This window comes from Nitrospirota bacterium (assembly GCA_023229435.1).
Classification (GTDB): domain Bacteria; phylum Nitrospirota; class UBA9217; order UBA9217; family UBA9217; genus JALNZF01.
Genome location: JALNZF010000007.1, coordinates 115290 through 134075, shown reverse-complemented (window position 1 = coordinate 134075; position 18786 = coordinate 115290). Strand labels below are relative to the sequence as shown.

The 18786-nt window shown below is 53.8% G+C and carries 20 protein-coding genes, 1 tRNA gene and 1 riboswitch; of the genes, 15 read left to right on the top strand and 6 right to left on the bottom strand.

Annotation, left to right across the window (positions count from 1 at the left end):
* Positions 1 to 37 precede the first annotated feature (37 nt).
* Complete coding sequence (locus M0R70_07615) at positions 38 to 3088, bottom strand: PD-(D/E)XK nuclease family protein (GenBank protein MCK9419229.1); 3051 nt, start codon at positions 3086 to 3088, stop codon at positions 38 to 40.
* 332 nt (positions 3089 to 3420) lie between these two features.
* Between M0R70_07615 and M0R70_07610 the strand changes: the two genes are divergently transcribed.
* The 14 genes from M0R70_07610 to thiD all read left to right on the top strand — a co-directional run bounded on the left by M0R70_07610 (position 3421) and on the right by thiD (position 13511).
* Positions 3421 to 3615, top strand: a complete 195-nt coding sequence (locus tag M0R70_07610) for a 4Fe-4S binding protein (protein MCK9419228.1) — start codon at positions 3421 to 3423, stop codon at positions 3613 to 3615.
* Between the two features lie 17 nt (positions 3616 to 3632).
* A complete protein-coding gene (gene trxA / locus M0R70_07605; protein ID MCK9419227.1) occupies positions 3633 to 3956 on the top strand; it encodes a thioredoxin in 324 nt (107 codons plus the stop codon).
* Between the two features lie 123 nt (positions 3957 to 4079).
* Complete coding sequence (locus M0R70_07600) at positions 4080 to 4565, top strand: TlpA family protein disulfide reductase (protein ID MCK9419226.1); 486 nt, start codon at positions 4080 to 4082, stop codon at positions 4563 to 4565.
* A 161-nt stretch (positions 4566 to 4726) separates the two neighbouring features.
* A tRNA-Gly gene (locus tag M0R70_07595) sits at positions 4727 to 4802 on the top strand.
* Positions 4803 to 4980: 178 nt separating this feature from the next.
* On the top strand, positions 4981 to 5502 hold the full coding sequence (gene cobU, locus M0R70_07590; GenBank protein MCK9419225.1) for a bifunctional adenosylcobinamide kinase/adenosylcobinamide-phosphate guanylyltransferase: 522 nt from the start codon (positions 4981 to 4983) through the stop codon (positions 5500 to 5502).
* A 56-nt stretch (positions 5503 to 5558) separates the two neighbouring features.
* Positions 5559 to 6635 (top strand): nicotinate-nucleotide--dimethylbenzimidazole phosphoribosyltransferase, encoded by a 1077-nt coding sequence (gene cobT, locus M0R70_07585; protein MCK9419224.1) that lies wholly within the window; start codon positions 5559 to 5561, stop codon positions 6633 to 6635.
* Between the two features lie 20 nt (positions 6636 to 6655).
* Positions 6656 to 7429 carry an adenosylcobinamide-GDP ribazoletransferase gene (gene cobS / locus M0R70_07580; protein MCK9419223.1) on the top strand — a complete coding sequence of 258 codons (774 nt, stop codon included), beginning with the start codon at positions 6656 to 6658 and terminating at the stop codon, positions 7427 to 7429.
* 4 nt (positions 7430 to 7433) lie between these two features.
* A complete protein-coding gene (locus M0R70_07575) occupies positions 7434 to 8030 on the top strand; it encodes a histidine phosphatase family protein (GenBank protein MCK9419222.1) in 597 nt (198 codons plus the stop codon).
* A gap of 62 nt (positions 8031 to 8092) precedes the next feature.
* Positions 8093 to 8205, top strand: a riboswitch (TPP riboswitch).
* A 60-nt stretch (positions 8206 to 8265) separates the two neighbouring features.
* The gene (gene thiS / locus M0R70_07570) at positions 8266 to 8496 is read left to right on the top strand and encodes a sulfur carrier protein ThiS (protein ID MCK9419221.1); all 231 of its coding nucleotides are present in this window, start codon (positions 8266 to 8268) and stop codon (positions 8494 to 8496) included.
* A gap of 35 nt (positions 8497 to 8531) precedes the next feature.
* On the top strand, positions 8532 to 9311 hold the full coding sequence (locus M0R70_07565; GenBank protein ID MCK9419220.1) for a thiazole synthase: 780 nt from the start codon (positions 8532 to 8534) through the stop codon (positions 9309 to 9311).
* A gap of 165 nt (positions 9312 to 9476) precedes the next feature.
* On the top strand, positions 9477 to 10133 hold the full coding sequence (gene thiE / locus M0R70_07560) for a thiamine phosphate synthase (GenBank protein MCK9419219.1): 657 nt from the start codon (positions 9477 to 9479) through the stop codon (positions 10131 to 10133).
* Between the two features lie 32 nt (positions 10134 to 10165).
* Positions 10166 to 11509 carry a phosphomethylpyrimidine synthase ThiC gene (gene thiC / locus M0R70_07555; GenBank protein ID MCK9419218.1) on the top strand — a complete coding sequence of 448 codons (1344 nt, stop codon included), beginning with the start codon at positions 10166 to 10168 and terminating at the stop codon, positions 11507 to 11509.
* Between the two features lie 71 nt (positions 11510 to 11580).
* A complete protein-coding gene (locus M0R70_07550; GenBank protein MCK9419217.1) occupies positions 11581 to 12432 on the top strand; it encodes a M23 family metallopeptidase in 852 nt (283 codons plus the stop codon).
* A gap of 311 nt (positions 12433 to 12743) precedes the next feature.
* Positions 12744 to 13511, top strand: a complete 768-nt coding sequence (gene thiD, locus M0R70_07545) for a bifunctional hydroxymethylpyrimidine kinase/phosphomethylpyrimidine kinase (GenBank protein MCK9419216.1) — start codon at positions 12744 to 12746, stop codon at positions 13509 to 13511.
* Between the two features lie 314 nt (positions 13512 to 13825).
* Here thiD and M0R70_07540 read toward each other — a convergent pair whose 3' ends face one another.
* Positions 13826 to 15097 (bottom strand): AI-2E family transporter, encoded by a 1272-nt coding sequence (locus M0R70_07540; GenBank protein MCK9419215.1) that lies wholly within the window; start codon positions 15095 to 15097, stop codon positions 13826 to 13828.
* Positions 15098 to 15152: 55 nt separating this feature from the next.
* On the bottom strand, positions 15153 to 15551 hold the full coding sequence (locus M0R70_07535; protein MCK9419214.1) for a hypothetical protein: 399 nt from the start codon (positions 15549 to 15551) through the stop codon (positions 15153 to 15155).
* Positions 15552 to 15719: 168 nt separating this feature from the next.
* On the opposite strand from M0R70_07535, the gene M0R70_07530 reads away from it, so the two are divergent.
* Positions 15720 to 16094, top strand: coding sequence for a hypothetical protein (locus tag M0R70_07530; GenBank protein MCK9419213.1), 375 nt, complete (start codon positions 15720 to 15722; stop codon positions 16092 to 16094).
* Positions 16095 to 16567: 473 nt separating this feature from the next.
* Here M0R70_07530 and M0R70_07525 read toward each other — a convergent pair whose 3' ends face one another.
* From M0R70_07525 to M0R70_07515, 3 genes are all read right to left on the bottom strand, one after another.
* Positions 16568 to 17023: a hypothetical protein gene (locus tag M0R70_07525; protein MCK9419212.1), complete on the bottom strand. Its 456-nt coding sequence runs from the start codon at positions 17021 to 17023 to the stop codon at positions 16568 to 16570.
* 171 nt (positions 17024 to 17194) lie between these two features.
* Complete coding sequence (gene bamE / locus M0R70_07520) at positions 17195 to 17620, bottom strand: outer membrane protein assembly factor BamE (protein ID MCK9419211.1); 426 nt, start codon at positions 17618 to 17620, stop codon at positions 17195 to 17197.
* Positions 17621 to 17881: 261 nt separating this feature from the next.
* Positions 17882 to 18244, bottom strand: coding sequence for a hypothetical protein (locus M0R70_07515; GenBank protein ID MCK9419210.1), 363 nt, complete (start codon positions 18242 to 18244; stop codon positions 17882 to 17884).
* Between the last annotated feature and the right edge of the window lie 542 nt (positions 18245 to 18786).

Below are 18786 nucleotides of genomic sequence, written 5' to 3'. Positions count from 1 at the left end.
CAATAAATAATTTATTAAAGTTAACTCCATGTATTCCTTATGGTTCCTTTTTTCCGCACAGTATCTCATTCGGACAATACCGGCATTTGTTCTCGTCCCGCGGTTTGGCCGCGAAATCGCCTGCGAGGATGCCTTCGACCGCTTTGCGCGCTTTGTCCATGCTCTGTTTTAATATCGATTCATATTCCTCTGCGTTTTTGGGGCTTGCCTTGGGCTTTGTCATAAGGTGATCGTCCCGAATATTCTTGTTAAAGAGCACCACGTCCCTGGCAAGGCCCTTGTTCTTTCCGGCGAGGTCATAATATGCCAGGCCGATGGATCTCTTGAGGCGGGGACCTTTGTCCTGCAGGGCCTGTTGTGCCATGACCGCGTAGACCGGGAGCTGGAAGATGTCCTGCTCCGGATTCATCTTCGGCGAAGGATAGGCGCCGGTCTTGTAATCCACGACGATGAAGTCGCCGTTCTCGTCCACGTCGATGCGATCGATCTTTGCCGACAGCTCGATCGCTTCGCCATTCGAAAGGACAACGCGATATCGTTCGATCTTCTGCTCCAGACAGGCAGGTTTCATTCCCTGTTTCCAGAATGCTTCCTCCGAATCGAGGAACCGTTCAGCCATCACGCTTATGAACAGCTCTTTTTCACGCCTGTTGCGGAAGGTATCAGCTTCCTTGTCAAATGCGGAGTCCGCGAGCTTTCGCAGGAGCGCCAGCGCATCATCGCGGGTCTCGCGCGTAACCGCCGTATTCCATGAAAGGTAGAAGTTACGCAGGATCGAATGGACCTTGCTGCCGCGGTCCATTGGAGAAATATCCCCGGTCACCTCTTCGAGCGGTTCGATGCCGAGGACCATGGTGATGTAGTAATCATAAGGACAATTGATATAGGCGTCCAGTTCCGTGACCCGGAACACGCGCTTCTGCTGCGGTATGGCCGGCAGGGTCGGTCCCGGTGGGTCGAACTCAAGCGCTGACCGTATCCCGGACAGGCCTTCGATCCCTGAATTCAGGACGTCCTGGATGCCTTTCACGTTCCCTGACAGGCTGAGTGCCTTTGCCAGTTCGGGGAGGCCATGACTTTCCTCGATCTTCAGGCTGAACTGGATGCCGGATGTTTTCTCGATGCCGCGATTCAGCAGGCCGGCGTTCTTGAGCGGGGTCAGCTCTTCCAGGAACGGCGACGGCGCCATGGGCCGGTCGCCTTCGTTCTCGGGACCGGTAAGGGTAACGAGATCGGCAGAGAGCAGGAGACGATAGAAATGATATGCCGCGGTCAGGCGGGACTTCTCGATCGTGCGAACGCCCATGGTCTCGAGCGTCTGCTCGGGCAGGAAGATGTTCTGCGGCAGACGCCGGGGGAACGCGGTGTCAACGAGTCCGCCAAGATAGACCTCTTTCCACGGAAGGCCCATGCTTTCTTCGATGCCCAGTATCTGGACGCCGCCTTCATCTTCCGGGGGCACCTGGAATCGGGCGTGCATGAAGGTCTTCTTGAGCAGGAACAGCCATTCGTTGAATGTGTAGGTATATTCCGGAAAGAGTATGCCGGCTCGCTTGAGGGATCCGAGAGTATCGTTCAATTTCTTGAATGCCTGAAGATTGATGTTCAAGGGGCCGTGGATCTTCTCCACCCGCGCCGCGAGTCCTGACCAGGATATGAGGCCGTCAAAACGCTCCATCCAGACGGAAAGAGGGCTCGCTGTTTTCCCGGCAAAGGGTTCGAGGGCGGAGAAAAGTTCCTTCAGCGGTCCTGAGAGGATGCCCCTGTCTTCGTCTTCCGGGGGAAGATGCGTGAGGGCGGAAAACAGCCTGTCTTTACCTCCGGCTATTCTCTTGTCCCGCATGAGCCGGTCGAGTGCCGGGGTGATCGCCGGATTATCGTTGAATTTCGTAAAGGGAGAACTGAAGATTCGCAGCAGCGAGGGGCCGGAGAAGTCTTCCTGGCATGAGCGGAGAAGCGAGATCATTGCGGTTGATACCGGCGATGCGCTGACCTGCCTTCCGAGGGCGCGGTTGTACGGGATGCCGTAGTCGTTGAAGATCTCTTCGACAAGCGGACCATATTCGTCGAGCGAAGGAAAGGCCACGAGAATGGAGTCCGGCCGGGCGCCGTTCCGCAACGATCTCTTTACCATTCCCGCTATCATCGACACTTCTTCGCGGGTATTGACCGCTGAGAGCAGGTTGATCGTTTTTGAGAACTGTGGCGGGGCCGGCGCGCTCTGTAGTATCCCGGCATAAGGCCGGTCCGAAAACAGTGCTGATGCAAGGAACAGATCATCGTTGCTCATGCCGGCGCTCTCTTCCTCCGGCGTGATCCCGACGTCTGAGACGAAGTCTTTTGTTATCCTGAGGGGGTGGAATTCTCCGGCGCGTTCAAGCAGGTCCGGGGATGGCGCATCGAGCAGGTATGTGCAATTGCCGCAATCAACCATCTTCCGCAGAATGTCCAGCTCAAGCTTGCCCGCGTCCTGGATCCCGTCGATGACGATGCGGGACCAGCCCCCAAGCCATGCGGGGTCGAAGTGATCGCGCAGCCAGGCGCGCATGCCTGCCGGGTCGATCAGGCCGCGTTTCACCAGGAGGGACGCATACCGTGCGTACACCTCAACGAGCAGCTTGACCTGGGGTTTGTCGGAAAAGTCGGCATCCTTGATCTTGAGAGCGAGTTCTTCAGGACCCACGCCCGCGGCGGATAATTGTTCGATCATCCCGGCGAGCGCGGCTGAGAGAGAGGGCGCGAGCAGGTCCGGGCTTTGGTTGAAAAGTGAACTGTTGATGAGGCGTTCCTTGACCAGGCCTTCGAGCAGGACCAGCCTGCTGTTTTCGTCCATGAGCCGCGGGCCGCTCCCGGAGGAGTAGAGCTTCTCAAAGAAGTGATGGAGCGTCTGGATCTCCGGCGGGACGAGCGCGGACGAGCCTTGATGATGAACAAGATCGAGGAACAGTCTGCCATACATGCGCTTCATGCGGGAAGAGGGCACGAGGACCAGAACGTCGTTATAGATGAACGGCGGACCCGGCCTGGACGCAATAAGTTGTTCCATGAGCCTGTTCTTTTCCGCCCAACCCGCGTTTCCGTATGGCATAATGATGCATCTCATCTCGAGTTGATTATGCCACAAGTCCCGCAAATAGACAATGATTTCACATTCTCCGAAGCGGCATTACGATGGGTGAATCGGTAACATATTTGCAGTGCAGGACAAGTAAAAATTAGTAACTACTCAGGTCTGTCTCACACAAAGCCACGAAGGCACAAAGAAAGGCTTTAGACCTTGGATTTAAACCAGAATAGTTTTTTTGTATTTCTTCGTGCGCTTTGTGCCTTCGTGTGAGAATATGGTTTTGAGGTCCTGAGTAGTTAGAAAAATTATTGACAATGACCAGTGCAAGGGTTATTATTGAAAACAGTTGTTATATGCAGTATCAAATTACGGAAAATAAATGTACCGGATGCGGGACCTGCCTGGATGTGTGTCCTACCGAGGCGATCAAGATGCAAAACGGGCGTGCGGTTATTACTTTTGAATGTATCGACTGCGGAGCTTGTCCGCGCGTCTGCCCCGAAGGAGCGATCAAGCAGGTGCAATCCACACCGGTCTCAAAGGCGTAATCAAGAGGAGGCTTACAATGGCTGAAGCAGTGACGAGTGCGACATGGGATCAGGAAGTATTGAAAGCACCGGGTCTTGTGCTGGTGGACTTCTGGGCGGTCTGGTGCGGGCCCTGCAGAATGGTTGCGCCGATTGTTGACGAGATCGCGAAGGAATACACGGGCAAGCTCAAGGTCGTGAAACTGAACACGGATGAGAATCCCGACATAGCCGGCAAGTACCGCATCATGGGCATCCCGACGCTCATGTTCTTTAAGGGCGGCCAGACCGTGGACCAGGTGGTAGGCGCCGTCCCCAAGGCACAGCTCAAGACCAAGGTGGACACGCTGCTCGCGAAATAAGGATATTTTCCGCGTGGCTGGAAACCGGAATGAGCGTTCGAACGGATGTTGTCGTTATTGGATCGACTGCCCGCCTTTGGCGGGCAGTTTTTGTTTGACCGGTTGTTTGAGAAGGAGATGTTGATGGTGAAGAGATTCGTCGTTCTATCCATCGTCGCGATCGCGCTGCTGTCCGGCTGTACTGACCAGGGTGTGCCGTCGGACACCATGGCCCCCAATTTTTCGCTCCAGGATATGAGCGGGAAAACCGTCAAGCTGTCGGATTACAAGGGGAAGGTTGTGCTGCTCGAGTTCTGGGCCGCCTGGTGCCCGCCCTGCCGCGCGTCCGCGCCGGGTCTTGAGAAGCTGCATAAAACGTATAAAGACAAGGGGCTGGTGCTGCTCGCGGTGTCAATGGACGAGGGCGGCTGGGATGAAGTACGGTCATTTATCAAGGAAAGCGGGATCACCTATACCGTACTGAAGGGTACGGAGGATGTCGCCATAAAATACCAGGTGCGCTCGATCCCCATGATGCTGGTGTTGAATAAAGAAGGCAAGATTGCGAAGCGGTATCTTGGTATGGGGAGCGACGAGGAACTGGAAAAGGACGTCAAGGATAACCTGTAAGGGGAAAAACGGCGAAGAGGTGAAGGGGTGACGCGGCGAGACGCCAATGACGTTGTTGTTCATCTTTTTATCCGCCGGCTTTCCCGTGAGACTATCATGTTTCTGTGCTGTTTTCGGGGTTGACAACACGGAAGCCGGCCGCTATAATGATTTTCGAAAAAGCGGGCGTAGCTCAGCTGGTAGAGTACAAGCTTCCCAAGCTTGGAGTCGCGGGTTCGAATCCCGTCGCCCGCTCCATTCAATACACGATAGAGATCAGAGTACGGACAACAGAGGGACAGACGTCAGGAGAAAAACAATGAGGATTCTTCAGTCTGCAGTCTGTGACGTCTGTGCTCTGTTAAGCTGAAGAATAGAATATTCACCCCTCCTGAAGAAACAGGCGGGGTTTTTTGTCTGCGAATAATGCATCGTCATGTCTCATAAAACATACTTTATTACCGGCGGAGCGCGGTCCGGAAAGTCGGCGTTTGCCGAGAAGCTGGCGAGCGGGCTGTCGGGTAAGCGGGCGTACCTCGCCACCGCGCAGGCGCTCGACGCCGAGATGGCGGCGAGGATCGAGAAGCACAGGAAAGACCGGGGCCTTGCCTGGGACACCTATGAAGAGCCGCTTGCGGCGGCGGAATTGCTGAAGAAGCTTTCCGGCCGCTATGAGGTGGTGCTTATCGACTGTCTCACCCTCTGGCTGAGCAACGTCATTGCCCATACGGATGGTGACGATGTCGTCTCTCTCCGTTCCGACGAGCTGGTTGCAGCGATCAACAATTTCAACGGGGTCTGCATCGTCGTATCCAATGAGGTGGGGCTCGGCATCGTGCCGGACAATCCGCTTGCCAGGAAATTTCGGGATCTTGCCGGGATCCTGAATCAGAGAGTGGCACTGACAGCGGATGAAGTGTATTTTACGGCGGCGGGAATACCGTTAAAGATAAAATAAAGGTTCAGGGTTCACGGTTCAGGGTTCAGGAGTAACAATTAGATCGGAGATTTTGCATGCGGAGATTGCAAGAAGTTCTGAAACAAATCCAGCCCGTCGATACATCGCGCACCAACGCGGTCCAGGCGCAGCTCGACAACCTGACAAAGCCGCAGGGCAGCCTCGGGCGGCTCGAAGAACTTGCGAAAAAATACTGCCTCATCACGGGTAAGGACAAGCCGGTGATCCGGAACAAGATCATCTTCACCTTTGCCGGTGATCACGGGGTGACCGAAGAGGGCGTCAGCGCATTTCCCAAAGAAGTAACGCCCCAGATGGTTTTGAACTTCCTTCACGGCGGCGCCGCAGTGAACGTGCTTGCAAAGCATGCGGGCGCGAGGGTGATCGTGGTTGACATGGGTGTTGACCATGATTTCGATCCCGGGGATGGGCTTGAGATCAGAAAGATCGGCCGCGGTACCCGGAATATGACCAAAGGCCCTGCCATGACGCGCGACGAGGCCGAGCGGGCCGTCCTGACCGGGATAGAACTGGTGGAAAAATATAAAGACGGCCTCGACCTGCTCGGGACCGGTGACATGGGCATCGGGAACACGACGCCGTCCTCGGCGATCGTCTCCGTTATCACCGGAGCGGACCCGGGAACCGTGACCGGCCGCGGCACGGGGATTGACGATCATTCGTTCCAGCATAAAATCGAGATCATTAAAAAGGCGATCTCGGTGAATAACCCCGACCCGAAAGACGCGCTCGATGTGCTCGCCAAAGTCGGCGGGTTTGAGATAGCGGGCATCGCAGGCCTCGTGCTTGGCGCTGCTTTGTACCGGATCCCCGTGGTTGTCGACGGCTTCATCTCGACCGCAGGCGCGCTCATTGCCGCTGAGTTGAACCCGCTGGTCAAGGGCTATCTGATCGCCGCGCACCAGTCCGTGGAGATCGGCCACCGGAAGATGCTTGAGCACCTTGAACAGGTCCCGCTGCTGGACCTGAACCTTCGGCTCGGCGAAGGCACCGGTGCCGCCCTCGGCATGTCGCTTGTTGAAGCAAGCGTGAAGATCCTCGGCGAGATGGCGACGTTCGCGGACGCGGGGGTCGCGGAGAAAAGCAATGAGCGTGAAAAGGTAAAAACCTAACAACGAGTTGCGAGAGACGAATGATGCTAAAAAATTTCATTACCGCACTGCAGTTTCTCACCATCATAACCGTGCGCAAGGACCATGAGGTTGAGGAAGGGGACCTGGCGAAGTCCATGGTCTATTTCCCGGTTGTCGGTTTCCTGATCGGGGTTCTCCTGGTCAACGCGGACAAGATCTTTGCCCTGATTGCCCTGCCCCAGACCATTGCAACGTTCCTGCTCGTCATCCTCTCCGTCCTGATCACCCGGGCGCTCCATATCGACGGCCTGGCCGATACGCTCGACGGACTGATGGGCGGACGCGACCATTCCTCACGGCTTGCCATCATGAAGGACAGCAGGCTTGGGACCGCCGGGGCGCTCGGCATCGTCTTCGTCCTGTTCATGAAATATCTGTGTCTCAACAATCTCTTTGAAAGCGACCGGATCGTCGCGCTGCTTGTCGCGCCGGTGCTGGCCCGCTGGGCGCAGACGCTCATGGTGTCCAATGCGGAGTACGGCCGAGAGCACGGCATGGGCAAGGCCTTTGTGGGACATCTCAGATCAAGCGGCATGGTCGCAACATCCGCAGTTGCCATCGGGTTGTCTGCCTTCGTGGTCGTGCGGCTGGACGTACGTTCCGTCGTCCTTTTTCTAGTCCTGATCTGCGGCGTTCTGCTGCTTACCTATCTCGGCAAGCGCTACCTTGTTCGAAAGCTCGGCGGGGTGACGGGGGACGCGATCGGCGCAATGAGCGAACTGAACGAGGTGCTTGTGCTCTTTCTCTTTGTGATCTTATCGAGCGGGAATTAGGGCAATGCCTGTCAGGGTTTACCTCATGCGCCACGGCGAAGTGGCGAACGACGGCGAGAAACGCTACAACGGTCATATTGATATCGACATCACGAAGAAGGGCTTCGACCAGATGCACCGGCTTGCGGGGCTGCTCGAAGGCAAAAATATCACCGCCGTCTTTTCGAGCGATCTCATCCGATCGACCAGAGGCGCCGCGATCATTTCTGATCGCCTCGGGATATCATACACTCCCCTTCCGGAACTCAGGGAACGGAGCGTTGGCGCATGGGAAGGGCTAACGGCCGAGGAAATCAAGGCCGGATTCCCGGAACAATATGCGGCCTGGCGGAAAGACCTGCTCAATTATCGCCCTCCTGGCGGAGAGTGTCTTGTTGACGTGAGCGCGCGGATACTGCCGGTGTTCAAACGGCTGGTCGCTTCCCATCGGGAGCAGGAGATCGCCATGCTTCTCCACGGCGGGGTGAACAGGGTCATTCTTGCCGATACGCTCGGCATGGAGCCGCTGAATCTTTTTCGGATAGACCAGTCCTTCGGCGCGCTCAATATCATCGACTGTTATGACGATGGCACGGCTGTTGTGAAACTGCTGAACGGGTAACGGCGCGGCAGCAATCCGTAAATGCTATTGACAATGATTTTGACGTGCTGTATTGTATCACCACAGAAAGCTGGGGGAGCCCCGCAAGGCGGGGCTGAGAGTCCTGAGTATCCGGGGCGACCCTTAGAACCTGATCCGGGTAGTACCGGCGTAGGGAAGGCGAGCAACGTATCATGAAAAAACCTTTTCAGGCCACGCCATCCGGCGTGGTTTTTTGCATTCAGAGGGGTAGCCGATGGATATCACGTTGAACGGAGAAAAGCGGTCAGTGCCTGACGAAATCACCGTCTCCGGCCTACTGGAATTTCTCATAATCCATAAACAGCGGGTGGCGGTTGAACGGAACGAGGAAATCGTGAAGAAGGACGCATACGCGTCGACGAGCATCAATGAGGGCGACCGGCTGGAGGTCGTGAGTTTCATGCAGGGAGGGTGCGCGCAAGCGCGATTGGAAATTGCAAATTGAATATTGGAAATTGAAAAATAAGGATGGGATTTATTATGACTGACGACAAACTTATTATTGCGGGTATTGAGTTCAACTCCCGGCTCTGGGTGGGCACGGGGAAATACAAGGACTTCGCTGAAACAAAAAAGGCCATCGAGGTCTCGGGCGCTGATGTGGTGACCGTGTCGGTCCGCCGGGTGAACATCATCGACAAGAGCAAGGAGAACCTGCTCGATTATATCGATCCGAAGAAGTACAAGATCCTTCCGAACACCGCCGGATGTTACACGGCAAAGGACGCGATCCGCACGGCCATGCTCGCGGCAGAGGCGGGGATCACGAAGCTCGTGAAGCTCGAGGTGATCGGCGACGAGAAGACCCTGTTCCCGGACAACGAGGCGACGCTCGAGGCGGCGAAGGTGCTGGTGAAAGAGGGGTTGATCGTGCTGCCGTATATGAGCGACGACCCGATCATGGCCAGGAAGCTCGTGGACATCGGCTGTCCCGCGGTCATGCCGCTTGCCGCGCCCATTGGTTCCGGTCTCGGCATCAGGAACCCGTACAACCTCCGGATCATCATGGAAACCGTGAAGGTGCCGATGATCGTTGACGCGGGTGTGGGTACGGCCTCCGATGTCGCGCTTGCCATGGAGCTGGGGTGCGACGCAGTGCTGCTGAACACGGCGATCGCCGGGGCAAAGGACCCGATCGCGATGGCCGAGGCCATGAAGTACGGCGTGCTTGCCGGCCGTCTCGCGTTCAAAGCAGGGAGAATTCCGAAGAAGCTTTATGCCACTGCCAGCAGTCCGCTGGAAGGGATGATCGGAAGCTAGATGCTTTACCACAGAGGTCTCAGAGAAAAGGCGAAGTAAATATAATTAACCACGGATGAACACGGATTAAGCTGCAGAATCATTTCAGGTGTTAGAAACAAAAGATGGTGAGTCTCTGGTCGCTTTCGTTCTTCTCTGCGTCCTCTGTGGTGAAAGGAATTCATCTTGGCTGTTAATTTCAAACTTTATCTGATAACAGACCGGAAGCAGGTGAAGATGCCTCTGCCTGCCGCAGTCAGGCTTGCGCTTGAAGGCGGCGTACGGGCAATCCAGCTCAGGGAAAAAGACCTCCCGATAAGGGAATTGCTTGCCCTGTCACAGGAGCTGAGGACCATAACAAAAGAGTTTGGCGCGAGGCTGTTCATTAACGACCGCGTTGATGTGGCAGTCGCAGTCAATGCGGACGGAGTCCATCTCGGTCATGAAAGTATGCCTGTTGAAGCAGTTCGAAAGATAGTTGGTAAGGACATGCTTATCGGTGTATCCACCCATAATCTGGCGGAGGCAAAGGCTGCTGAGGCAGGCGGAGCGGATTTTATAACCATTGGACCCATATTCGATACCCCTTCAAAGGCTAAACTTGGGGTTCCGGTGGGGTTAAGCATTTTAAAAGAGCTTAAATATGAGTTAAATATCCCATTTTATGCCCTTGGCGGGGTAAAGAGTGGGAATATGGCGCAAGTTTTCAATGCAGGGGCAACAGGTGTTTCAATGATTTCAGCAATTATGGCTGAAGAAGATATCAAGAAAGCTTCAAGCAAACTCATCGCAGCAATAGCTTACATTGACAAAATCATTTGTGAATATTGTGCCCCACGCTGATCAGACGAACAGAATGTTTACGAGGTGTAATTATGACCCAGATACTCGAAGCGCGAAAAGGAAACATCACTCCCGAGATGGAGGCCGTGGCCAGGGCCGAGGGTGTGAGTGTTGAACATATCCTGACCGGTATACTCAACGGGACGATCGTCATCACCAGGAACAACCGGCATACGTCGATCACCCCGCTCGGGATCGGGAAGGGTCTCAGGACCAAGGTCAATGCGAACATCGGCACGTCCAGGGACCGGATGTCGATCGATGATGAGATCGCGAAGCTCAAGGTCGCGGTTTCAGCCGGGGCGGACGCGGTCATGGACCTCTCGACCGGCGGCCCGATCATCGAGATCCGCAGGGAGATCCTGAAGCAGTCAACGGTTTCCATCGGCACCGTGCCGATCTACCAGGCCGCTGTCGAGACCGTGGCCCAGGGCAAGTCGATCGTCCAGATGGACCCCGAGGTGTTGTTCCGCGTGATCGAAGAGCAGGCTGAAGAGGGCGTGGACTTCGTGACCGTGCACTGCGGCGTGACCATCGCGAGCGTGGAGCGGCTCAAGCGCCAGGGCAGGATCATGGACGTGGTGAGCCGCGGCGGCGCGTTCCATCTCGAATGGATCGTCGTGAATGGATTGGAAAATCCGCTCTATACGCAGTACGACCGCCTGATCGAGATCTGCAAGAAGTACGACATGACCCTTTCGCTCGGCGACGGCATGCGGCCGGGCTGTCTCGCCGATGCAACAGACCGGGCGCAGATCGAGGAGTTGATCACCCTCGGCGAATTGCGCGACCAGGCGCATGAGGCGGGCGTGCAGGTGATGATCGAGGGACCGGGCCATGTTCCGATCAACCAGGTTGAGACCAATATCAAAATTCAAAAAGAACTCTGCAAGGGCGCCCCGTTCTACGTGCTCGGCCCGCTCGTGACCGATGTGGCGCCGGGATACGACCACATCACCTCGGCCATCGGCGGCGCGATCGCCGGCGCGGCCGGCGCGGATTTTCTCTGCTATGTCACTCCTTCCGAACATCTGCGCCTGCCGGACCTGGAGGACGTGCGCGAAGGCGTGATCGCGTCGCGTATCGCGGCCCATGCCGCGGATATCGCAAAGGGCGTAAAGGGCGCGATGGACTGGGACAACGAGATGGCGCGTCGGCGCAAGGCCCTCGACTGGAAGGGGCAGATAGAACTTTCGATCAATCCTGAACGGGCGCGCAAACTGCGTGAGTCAAGCCTGCCGAAGGAATCCGACGTTTGCAGTATGTGCGGCGAGTTCTGCTCCATGAAGGGCGTGAGCAAGTACTTGAAGAAAGAGGACAAGAGCCTGAAGACAGGGGTCAGGGGTCAGGAGTCAGACAGAGTAACGCAACGATGAATTTCACCCTCGCCCCTTGAGGGAGAGGGCCGGGGTGAGGGGTAATTGTGGAATACATTGAAAGCCGAGGTATGAAGATAGTGAAGAACATATTACTTATAATCGCACTGGTTTTATCGCCCCTTCTCGTTCACGCAGCGACAGTCGCTTCGCCTACGGTCGTCATTCAGCCGAACAAGATCGGTCCCGGCGATATCATCACCGTGGCTGTCAAGAATGCTGTTGGTCCGGTGGAAGGCACGTTCAACGGCAAACAGCTCCATTTCAACCTGGTAAACAAAACGTTCAAAGCGTTTCTCGGCATTGACCTGAACAGCGAACCGGGGACGTATCCGCTTGAGGTCATGAGCAACGGCAGGAAGCTTCTCAAGAACATCAGGATCGTGAAGAAGAAGTACCCGGTCCAGCGGCTCACCTTGCCCGAGGACATGGTTGTCCTTTCTCCCGAGAACGAGGCGCGGACGGAGCGGGACCAGAAGAAGACATCCGCCATCTGGCCTGTCGATTCCGTCCGGATCTGGAGCGGGAACTTCATCGATCCCCTGCCCGGGAAAAAAGTCGGCACCCCGTTCGGCGTCAGAAGGATCATCAATAAAATTCCGAAGAGTTCTCACTCGGGAGTTGACCTCACGGCAGACGAGGGAGAGCCGGTGCTTGCGCCCAATGACGGGGTGGCGGTGCTTGTGGATGACCTGTTCTATTCCGGGAACAGCGTTGTTCTCGATCATGGGCAGGGGATTTATACCATGTTCTTTCATCTCTCGAAGATCAATATCCGGCATGGGCAGGCAGTCATGAAGGGTGACGTGATAGCTTTTGTCGGCTCTACCGGCCGCTCCACCGGCGCCCACCTGCACTGGGGCGTGCGCATGCAGGGCGCGAAGGTTGATCCGCTGAAGTTGATCAAGCTTAAAATGGAATAATATTCACCACAGAGGACGCTGAGGAAACCAAGAAGACGTGCCGGTTCCCATGCGAAAATTTAGCCAGGCGACCGAGTCCGAGGGTGAAGCATTTCGGACTGTCTGAGCCCGGAGGGCGAGTTTCCGAAATGTACTGAGGACGACCGAGCATGGCGTAAAGAATTTTCGCCGGGTGCCCTTCTTTGGGTCACCTTTCTTGGGCACGCAAGAAAGGTGACAAAGAATAAAGCTTTTTATATAACAGAAATAAACACAGAGACAATTTAATGACCCCGCGAGTTCAATACGTAAGTGCAACACTGAGGGTAGTCATGATCAAAGTCCTCTCCATAGCGGGTTCCGACCCTTCCTCAGGCGCGGGTATCCAGACCGACCTGAAGACCTTTCAAACCCTCGGTGTTTTCGGCATGGCCGTTCCGACAGCCCTTACCATCCAGAACAGCAAGGGCGTATCAGGGACGCACGCCATCAAGCCAAAAGTATTGTCGGAACAGATCGACGCGCTATTGTCGGATATCAGGCCTGATGCGGTCAAGATTGGAATGATCCTGACCCGGCAGAATGTGGAAGCCGTGGCCGCTGTCCTCGGAACGTATCGCATCAAGAACCTCGTGATCGATCCCGTGCTGAGATCGAGTTCAGGCAAGGCGCTGCTCCAGCCCGCCGCGCTCGCTTCATTCAGGAAGTCCCTCCTCCCCCGGGCAATGATCGTGACACCCAATATCCCGGAGGCGGAAGTTCTCGCCAAGATGCTGATCAGAAATGAAGCGGACATGGATTTCGCCGCAGGAAGGATCCTCGACATGGGGCCGGCGTACGTGCTGATCAAGGGAGGGCATGCCGATGGTCCCGCGAGCGACACCTTATACGGCGGCAAGACCGTGCTGACCTTCTCCACAATGCGCCGAAAAGGAGAGTTTCACGGCACCGGATGCGTACTTTCCTCGGCAATAACCGTGTTCATAGCCCGGGGACTGCCTGTGGAAAAGGCTGTGGAAAAGGCGAAACAGTTTGTGGATAAGATGTTGAAAAACGCGAGGCCGGTGGGGAAGGGCAGGACGAAATATTTCCAGTTCTGAAATGAGGGATGGCGGGCGAACGCTGTGCTCACAGGCCACGCTTTAGCGTGGTCAGCATGGAGCGATTTGTTTACTATTACGGGTCTCGCTTCGTTCCACCCGACTTGCCGCCGGATACGTTATTGCGCAATAGGGGTCGCTTCTCTACGGGCTGTTGCTCAAAACCGTTCACCCTTTGACAATGCTTCGACAGGCTCAGCAGGGCGCTCAGGACGCATGGCGTGGCCTTCGGTCACCAAAGAGCGGGACAAATCCATCTCTCAACGTTCGCGGCACACGTTCAGGCGGACGGCAAGGCAGTCCCGGACCCTAGTCTACGAGCCTTTCGAGTCCGACACGTCCGCATCCTTGGGCGGACTGCTATCAACCTTCCGCCGGTCGTCCGACATCTCAACGGCGATCGCAGCTGCCTGCTCCGCAGGCACGCCCTCGGTCCGGCGCTCGTACTCATCCTCCGAGCGCTCGTCCACGGCGCGCTGTATCACATCGGCGACCTGTTCCTGCTGACCCGGCAGCTCGACGCGAAGCTCCTCGACGAGCATCATGATCGTCGCTGCGACAGGGAGCGCGAGGAGCGCGCCGGAGATCCCCATCAGCGTCCCGCCCGCAAGGAGCGCGAAGAGCACGACGGACGATGGAAGGCGCATCGTCTTTCCGTAAATGCGGGGAACGAGCACGCGGCTCTCGAACTCCTCGTACGCGAGCATGATCATCAGGACGACTACCGCGATGACCGGGCTGCGCGCCAGCGCCACAAGAACCATCGGTGCTATCGAGAGTAAGGCGCCGATGTACGGCAGGACATCCGCGATGCCCGCAAACACGGCAAGCGCCAGCGCGTGCGGCACGCCGCACGCCACCAGGAGGACGAACGAAAAGACCGCAATGAGCAGGCATGTGAGCAACTGCCCGCGGATGTAAGCGCCGACGATCGTCTCCAGATTCATCAGGACGCGGGCGAGGCGGATATGGTGCGAGCGGGGGACGACCGCGAAAAGTCCGCCGCGAAGCCGGTCGCGTTCGATCATGATGTAGAGCGCGAGAAAGATGGCGCTCGCGCCGTACGCGGCGATCTCCAAGATGCGCATCGCGAAGGCGAAGGCCGTTGCGCTGATGGCACTCGAGAGAGCGTCGGGCTTGACGTCCCGCAGCCAGGTGGCGAGCGGCGCGGTCAGGTTGGAACGGTCGAGAAAATTCAAAAGGCGTGCGCGAAACACGGGTTCCTGCTCGACCAGCGCCGAGGCCTGCGACACCAGCGTCGGGATCGTCAGCATCAGGACGAGGGTAGCGAAGACAAAGAGAAGTGTGTAGGCGATGGCGATCGCAAGGCCGCGCTTGACACGCCGCGCCTCCAGCCAGCTGACGGCCGGACTTATCGTCCCGACGATGAGAAGGGCGACGACGAGCACCAGGAAGACCGGCCAAAGCTTTATCAGCAGCCACAGGCAGGCCAAGACGAGGATGAGGTGGAGCATCGTCTTGGGCGATACCTCGAAGCGCACCACACGAGTTTTCTTGTCCGCGGAGGGGTCGCTCTCGGGGAGCGGTGGAATGCTGCCCGCATTGGGTTCGATTTCTTTTTTCATGTTAATTTCCTCCGCGTCAGGAACCGTATGGGGTCAGACTTAAAGATTGAGTTGTTTATTCTTTCTTTAAAGCTGCGGCCACTGCTTCTGCTTCTTTCCGAACATCCTTGCTACTCCGGAGATACACAGTCACGGCCGCAGGGTCTTTCCGTAAATACGCCGCGATCTCTCGCCCCGTATAACCATATTCCTTTGCCAGGATACTGAAGAGTCGTCGAGCAGTCAAGATATTTATGGTTCTTCTCCATGATCGCAGATCTTCAAGCGATACGCCGTATTGCCGCTCAATCTCTCGTGCTAACCGGGGCAAGGTGTATTCCTTCTTTCGGCGCTCTTTCTTGATTTCTCCCTCGTGTTTTTCGACGACCTTTTCGACAAACCGTTCGTCTCCCAAGAGTCTTTGATCTATGGTGGCATAGATGTCTTCTTGTTTGACCGTTGCTCCGTCGTTCATGAACAATGCGTATTGTTTTCGTGCTCTGCCTTTGTTCTCGGAAAACATTCTGAGAACAAGGTCAATGTCAAGTAACTCCGACCGCTCTGTTTTTGTGAAATATGCTCGATGGCTGCTCCACAAATATTGATCAAGACTTTCAGCGATCTTCGCTCGCAGGGGATTGTAATGTATGTATTTTACAAGGGCCAGCAGATATCGGTCGCGGTCGCAAAGGATGGCTTTGTACCTGCCCTGAAAGAGGTGCCCCACGGTCTTGTACCTTCGGTTATAGTACATGGTATACCGCTGGTTGATACCTTGAAGGATTTTGGAGAGAGGAATGTCCCTGGTTTCAATCAGAAGGTGCACATGGTTGGACATGAGTATGTAGGCATAGAGATGAAAATGATAGCGTTGTTTGTAGCCGATAAGGATCTCAAGAAATTTACGATAATCGAGGGGATCTTTAAATATCTTCTGCTTTTGGTTTCCTCTGGTGATTACATGATAAAAGGCGCCTTCGTATTCAATTCGGGGTTTTCTGGCCATGACAGAGGATAGCAAATATCCCGACAGGTGTCAATAACTCAATCTTTAAGTCTGACCCCATACGCTCCGAATGTAGTTCTCTCAATAATGTGAGAAAGTTTATGAATGAGTGAAATTTCTGGGGTAGTAGAAGAAGACATATACACTCCTTTTCTTTTGACTTTCAAATGCTCAGTGGAATTTAAAGCCTGCATACGGCGGATCGGGTTATCAGTGTATCATCTTGAATATCTCAAGCAGAATCAGAATGACCTTGATTACCATGATTATCCAATCAATCATAGGTCACCTCCATTTCTCGGGAAGCATAAAACTTCCCGGATTGGAGTTCTGGCATTCTGGCGCTCAAGGCGCGCTGACGCTCTGTGAACTCTCTATTGTGTGTTAATCGTACTTCCTCCGTATGCAGGCTTTTTAGATTTTGGAACCGTTGAGCCGCTTGTCGGACTCGAGCTGCTGGTTGGAAAGATTTTTCGGATGCTGATTTATGCTGATAAATCAGTTAGTTTTTTCTTCATAGTGTTGATAGCTTCTTGGCACGAGTCTGTTGTCTTTTGGTTAAGTGAAATAGATTGAACAGCAAGTGACGCAAAGGTCGTTGCAAATGATTGAAATGTATCGGTTGATTTACTGAGATCAAAATTTCTTTTTTGCAAGTGATCTATTTTTTCATTAGCAAGATATAGGTTGGAGTTTAATTTAAGGTTGTAATTAATCAGGATGGCAATTAATGATATGGTTCCAATTAATAATGGCATTCCTGCCGATAATAATCTCAACAATAGTTTTACTATCTCTATGTCTGTTAAGTATTTGGCTGGTAGATTGTAAGAGGGCCACGTTAACAGGAATATTGATAGCGCTATGGACAATCCCAGTAACCACTTGGATAATGCACCGGGCAGAAGCTTTTGTATCGGAGATATTATCTCAATATCCATAGGAATGCCTCCTTATCGATATCTAAGGTTGATATGCCGTGGATTTTATCACGTTCTCTTTGTATTAATAATTGATTTGTAGATATTACTACAAGATGACGAGGTGGCATGTGTTCTCCTACAAAAAAATCATAGCGGCGGATCAAGAAAAACGCAGTCTATACAACCAAACTACTTCGAGTCTTTGTTTTTTATGTTAACATCAACTGTCGTTTTGCTTTCGGGAACTTTCGTGGAATCAAAATCACCAGTTTTACCGTATGATTCTACTTTACCGTCAATAAATCTCACAAAATAAGCGGTTTTTTCTTTGCCTTTCCATTCGTGCAAATTGTAATTCAAATACATTTTATTGTTGATTGCGCTTGTGCTACTTGGCTGACCCATAATCTGAATTACCTGTTGTTTCGTCATGCCGATTTCGATATCATTCATTTTAAGTGAAGGAAATTCTTCACGTTCTTTTTCTTGATCACTTAGCATTACCTTCGCGTTGTATTCGTTCATTTCGGCTTTTGAATAAAATAATTTTCTGTGCAGCACACACCCTGAAAGCAATGACAAGCAAATAACCGATATGCACAAAAGATTTTTCATCGAGAAGTCTCCTTTGATTTATTTAGGCTCAGTCGCCTTGTCGATCTGGAGCGTGTGGTTGGACAATTCCAATGGGGCGATAACTCGCTGCCCGCGCAGCGGGCGTCGATGTTGATTGCCTGGTTCCTACGGCGCGTCTTTCGGTTGCGCCGTGATTCAAGGCAATTAGCGAGTTATCGCCCCATTCCTGCGGCGCGAAGCGCCGTAGGAACGCAAGGATGAGCCCCGTCTTGTGGGCTCGATCCGTTTGTTGGAACATTTCTATTTTGTTGAGGTAGAACTATGCGCTATATCGGAATTATCTTGTGGTGCTTGTTTTTTTTCGCTTGGATTGGCTATCTTGATTGTATTCTCGTGAGTAGATATGGGGGCAGATATATCAGAAGGTGTTTTTCTAAAATACTCACGATATGCAAGATATGCAGTCAAAAGAAGGATAATTAATGTCATGAGAAGCATACGGTTGTCTATTCGCTTTTTTCTTTTGTGTAGTTCAGAACGTGCGGCATTTTTCATATCGTTAGGGACGGTCATATTGTCACTGTTGATTATCGATATTAATTCATCATCAGTTTTCTTAATCCAATTAAGATCTGGATTCGCAGGCCAATTAGGATCAGACATATTTTATCCTTTGCTTTTGACTTTTAGTGCCTAAAGAAGTGCGCCTGTTTATTGCGTTCCCGTAGCCTTGGACAAGCATTGAAATGTAAGTACAGCATGGGCAAGGCCAACAAACGGCCTATAGTTCTCTGAGGATGAATCTATTGGAGCAAAGGTCTTACTTGACAGGGAACAATAATCTGAGGCGTACTTAAACAATTCAGTTTTAAGATTTTCGCCGCTGGCACCAAGTCCGCGATCCGTACCGGAAAGCCTGTAAGTATCTGGCCCGGCTGGTACAATATCAGTTATAGAAACACATGAGGTCAATAAAAATATGGACACGAGAACAAGCACTGATTTTATCATGTCGTTTTTCTCCTTTAGAATGTTGAGCCGCTTGACGGGCTCGAACTGCTGGTTGGTAAATTCCAATGCGGCGATAACTCGCTTCCCGCGTAGCGGGAGACGGGTTCATTGCCTGGTTCATACGGCGCGCCCCTTGCGCCGTAGGGTCAGGGCAATAGCGAGTTATCGCCGCATTCATTACGGCGCAAGCCATA

Excerpts from the sequence above, each read along its gene's own strand:
- M0R70_07530 (MCK9419213.1), top strand. The coding sequence starts at position 15,720 with ATGTATGTATTTTACAAGGGCCAGCAGATATCGGTCGCGGTCGCAAAG.
- M0R70_07550 (MCK9419217.1), top strand. The coding sequence starts at position 11,581 with ATGAAGATAGTGAAGAACATATTACTTATAATCGCACTGGTTTTATCG.
- cobU (MCK9419225.1), top strand. The coding sequence starts at position 4,981 with ATGTCTCATAAAACATACTTTATTACCGGCGGAGCGCGGTCCGGAAAG.
- cobT (MCK9419224.1), top strand. The coding sequence starts at position 5,559 with ATGCGGAGATTGCAAGAAGTTCTGAAACAAATCCAGCCCGTCGATACA.
- M0R70_07610 (MCK9419228.1), top strand. The coding sequence starts at position 3,421 with ATGCAGTATCAAATTACGGAAAATAAATGTACCGGATGCGGGACCTGC.
- M0R70_07600 (MCK9419226.1), top strand. The coding sequence starts at position 4,080 with ATGGTGAAGAGATTCGTCGTTCTATCCATCGTCGCGATCGCGCTGCTG.
- cobS (MCK9419223.1), top strand. The coding sequence starts at position 6,656 with ATGATGCTAAAAAATTTCATTACCGCACTGCAGTTTCTCACCATCATA.
- M0R70_07540 (MCK9419215.1), bottom strand. The coding sequence starts at position 15,097 with ATGAAAAAAGAAATCGAACCCAATGCGGGCAGCATTCCACCGCTCCCC.
- trxA (MCK9419227.1), top strand. The coding sequence starts at position 3,633 with ATGGCTGAAGCAGTGACGAGTGCGACATGGGATCAGGAAGTATTGAAA.
- M0R70_07535 (MCK9419214.1), bottom strand. The coding sequence starts at position 15,551 with ATGAACGACGGAGCAACGGTCAAACAAGAAGACATCTATGCCACCATA.
- thiD (MCK9419216.1), top strand. The coding sequence starts at position 12,744 with ATGATCAAAGTCCTCTCCATAGCGGGTTCCGACCCTTCCTCAGGCGCG.
- M0R70_07575 (MCK9419222.1), top strand. The coding sequence starts at position 7,434 with ATGCCTGTCAGGGTTTACCTCATGCGCCACGGCGAAGTGGCGAACGAC.
- M0R70_07515 (MCK9419210.1), bottom strand. The coding sequence starts at position 18,244 with ATGTCTGATCCTAATTGGCCTGCGAATCCAGATCTTAATTGGATTAAG.
- M0R70_07565 (MCK9419220.1), top strand. The coding sequence starts at position 8,532 with ATGACTGACGACAAACTTATTATTGCGGGTATTGAGTTCAACTCCCGG.
- thiC (MCK9419218.1), top strand. The coding sequence starts at position 10,166 with ATGACCCAGATACTCGAAGCGCGAAAAGGAAACATCACTCCCGAGATG.
- M0R70_07615 (MCK9419229.1), bottom strand. The coding sequence starts at position 3,088 with ATGCCATACGGAAACGCGGGTTGGGCGGAAAAGAACAGGCTCATGGAA.
- M0R70_07525 (MCK9419212.1), bottom strand. The coding sequence starts at position 17,023 with ATGGATATTGAGATAATATCTCCGATACAAAAGCTTCTGCCCGGTGCA.
- thiS (MCK9419221.1), top strand. The coding sequence starts at position 8,266 with ATGGATATCACGTTGAACGGAGAAAAGCGGTCAGTGCCTGACGAAATC.
- bamE (MCK9419211.1), bottom strand. The coding sequence starts at position 17,620 with ATGAAAAATCTTTTGTGCATATCGGTTATTTGCTTGTCATTGCTTTCA.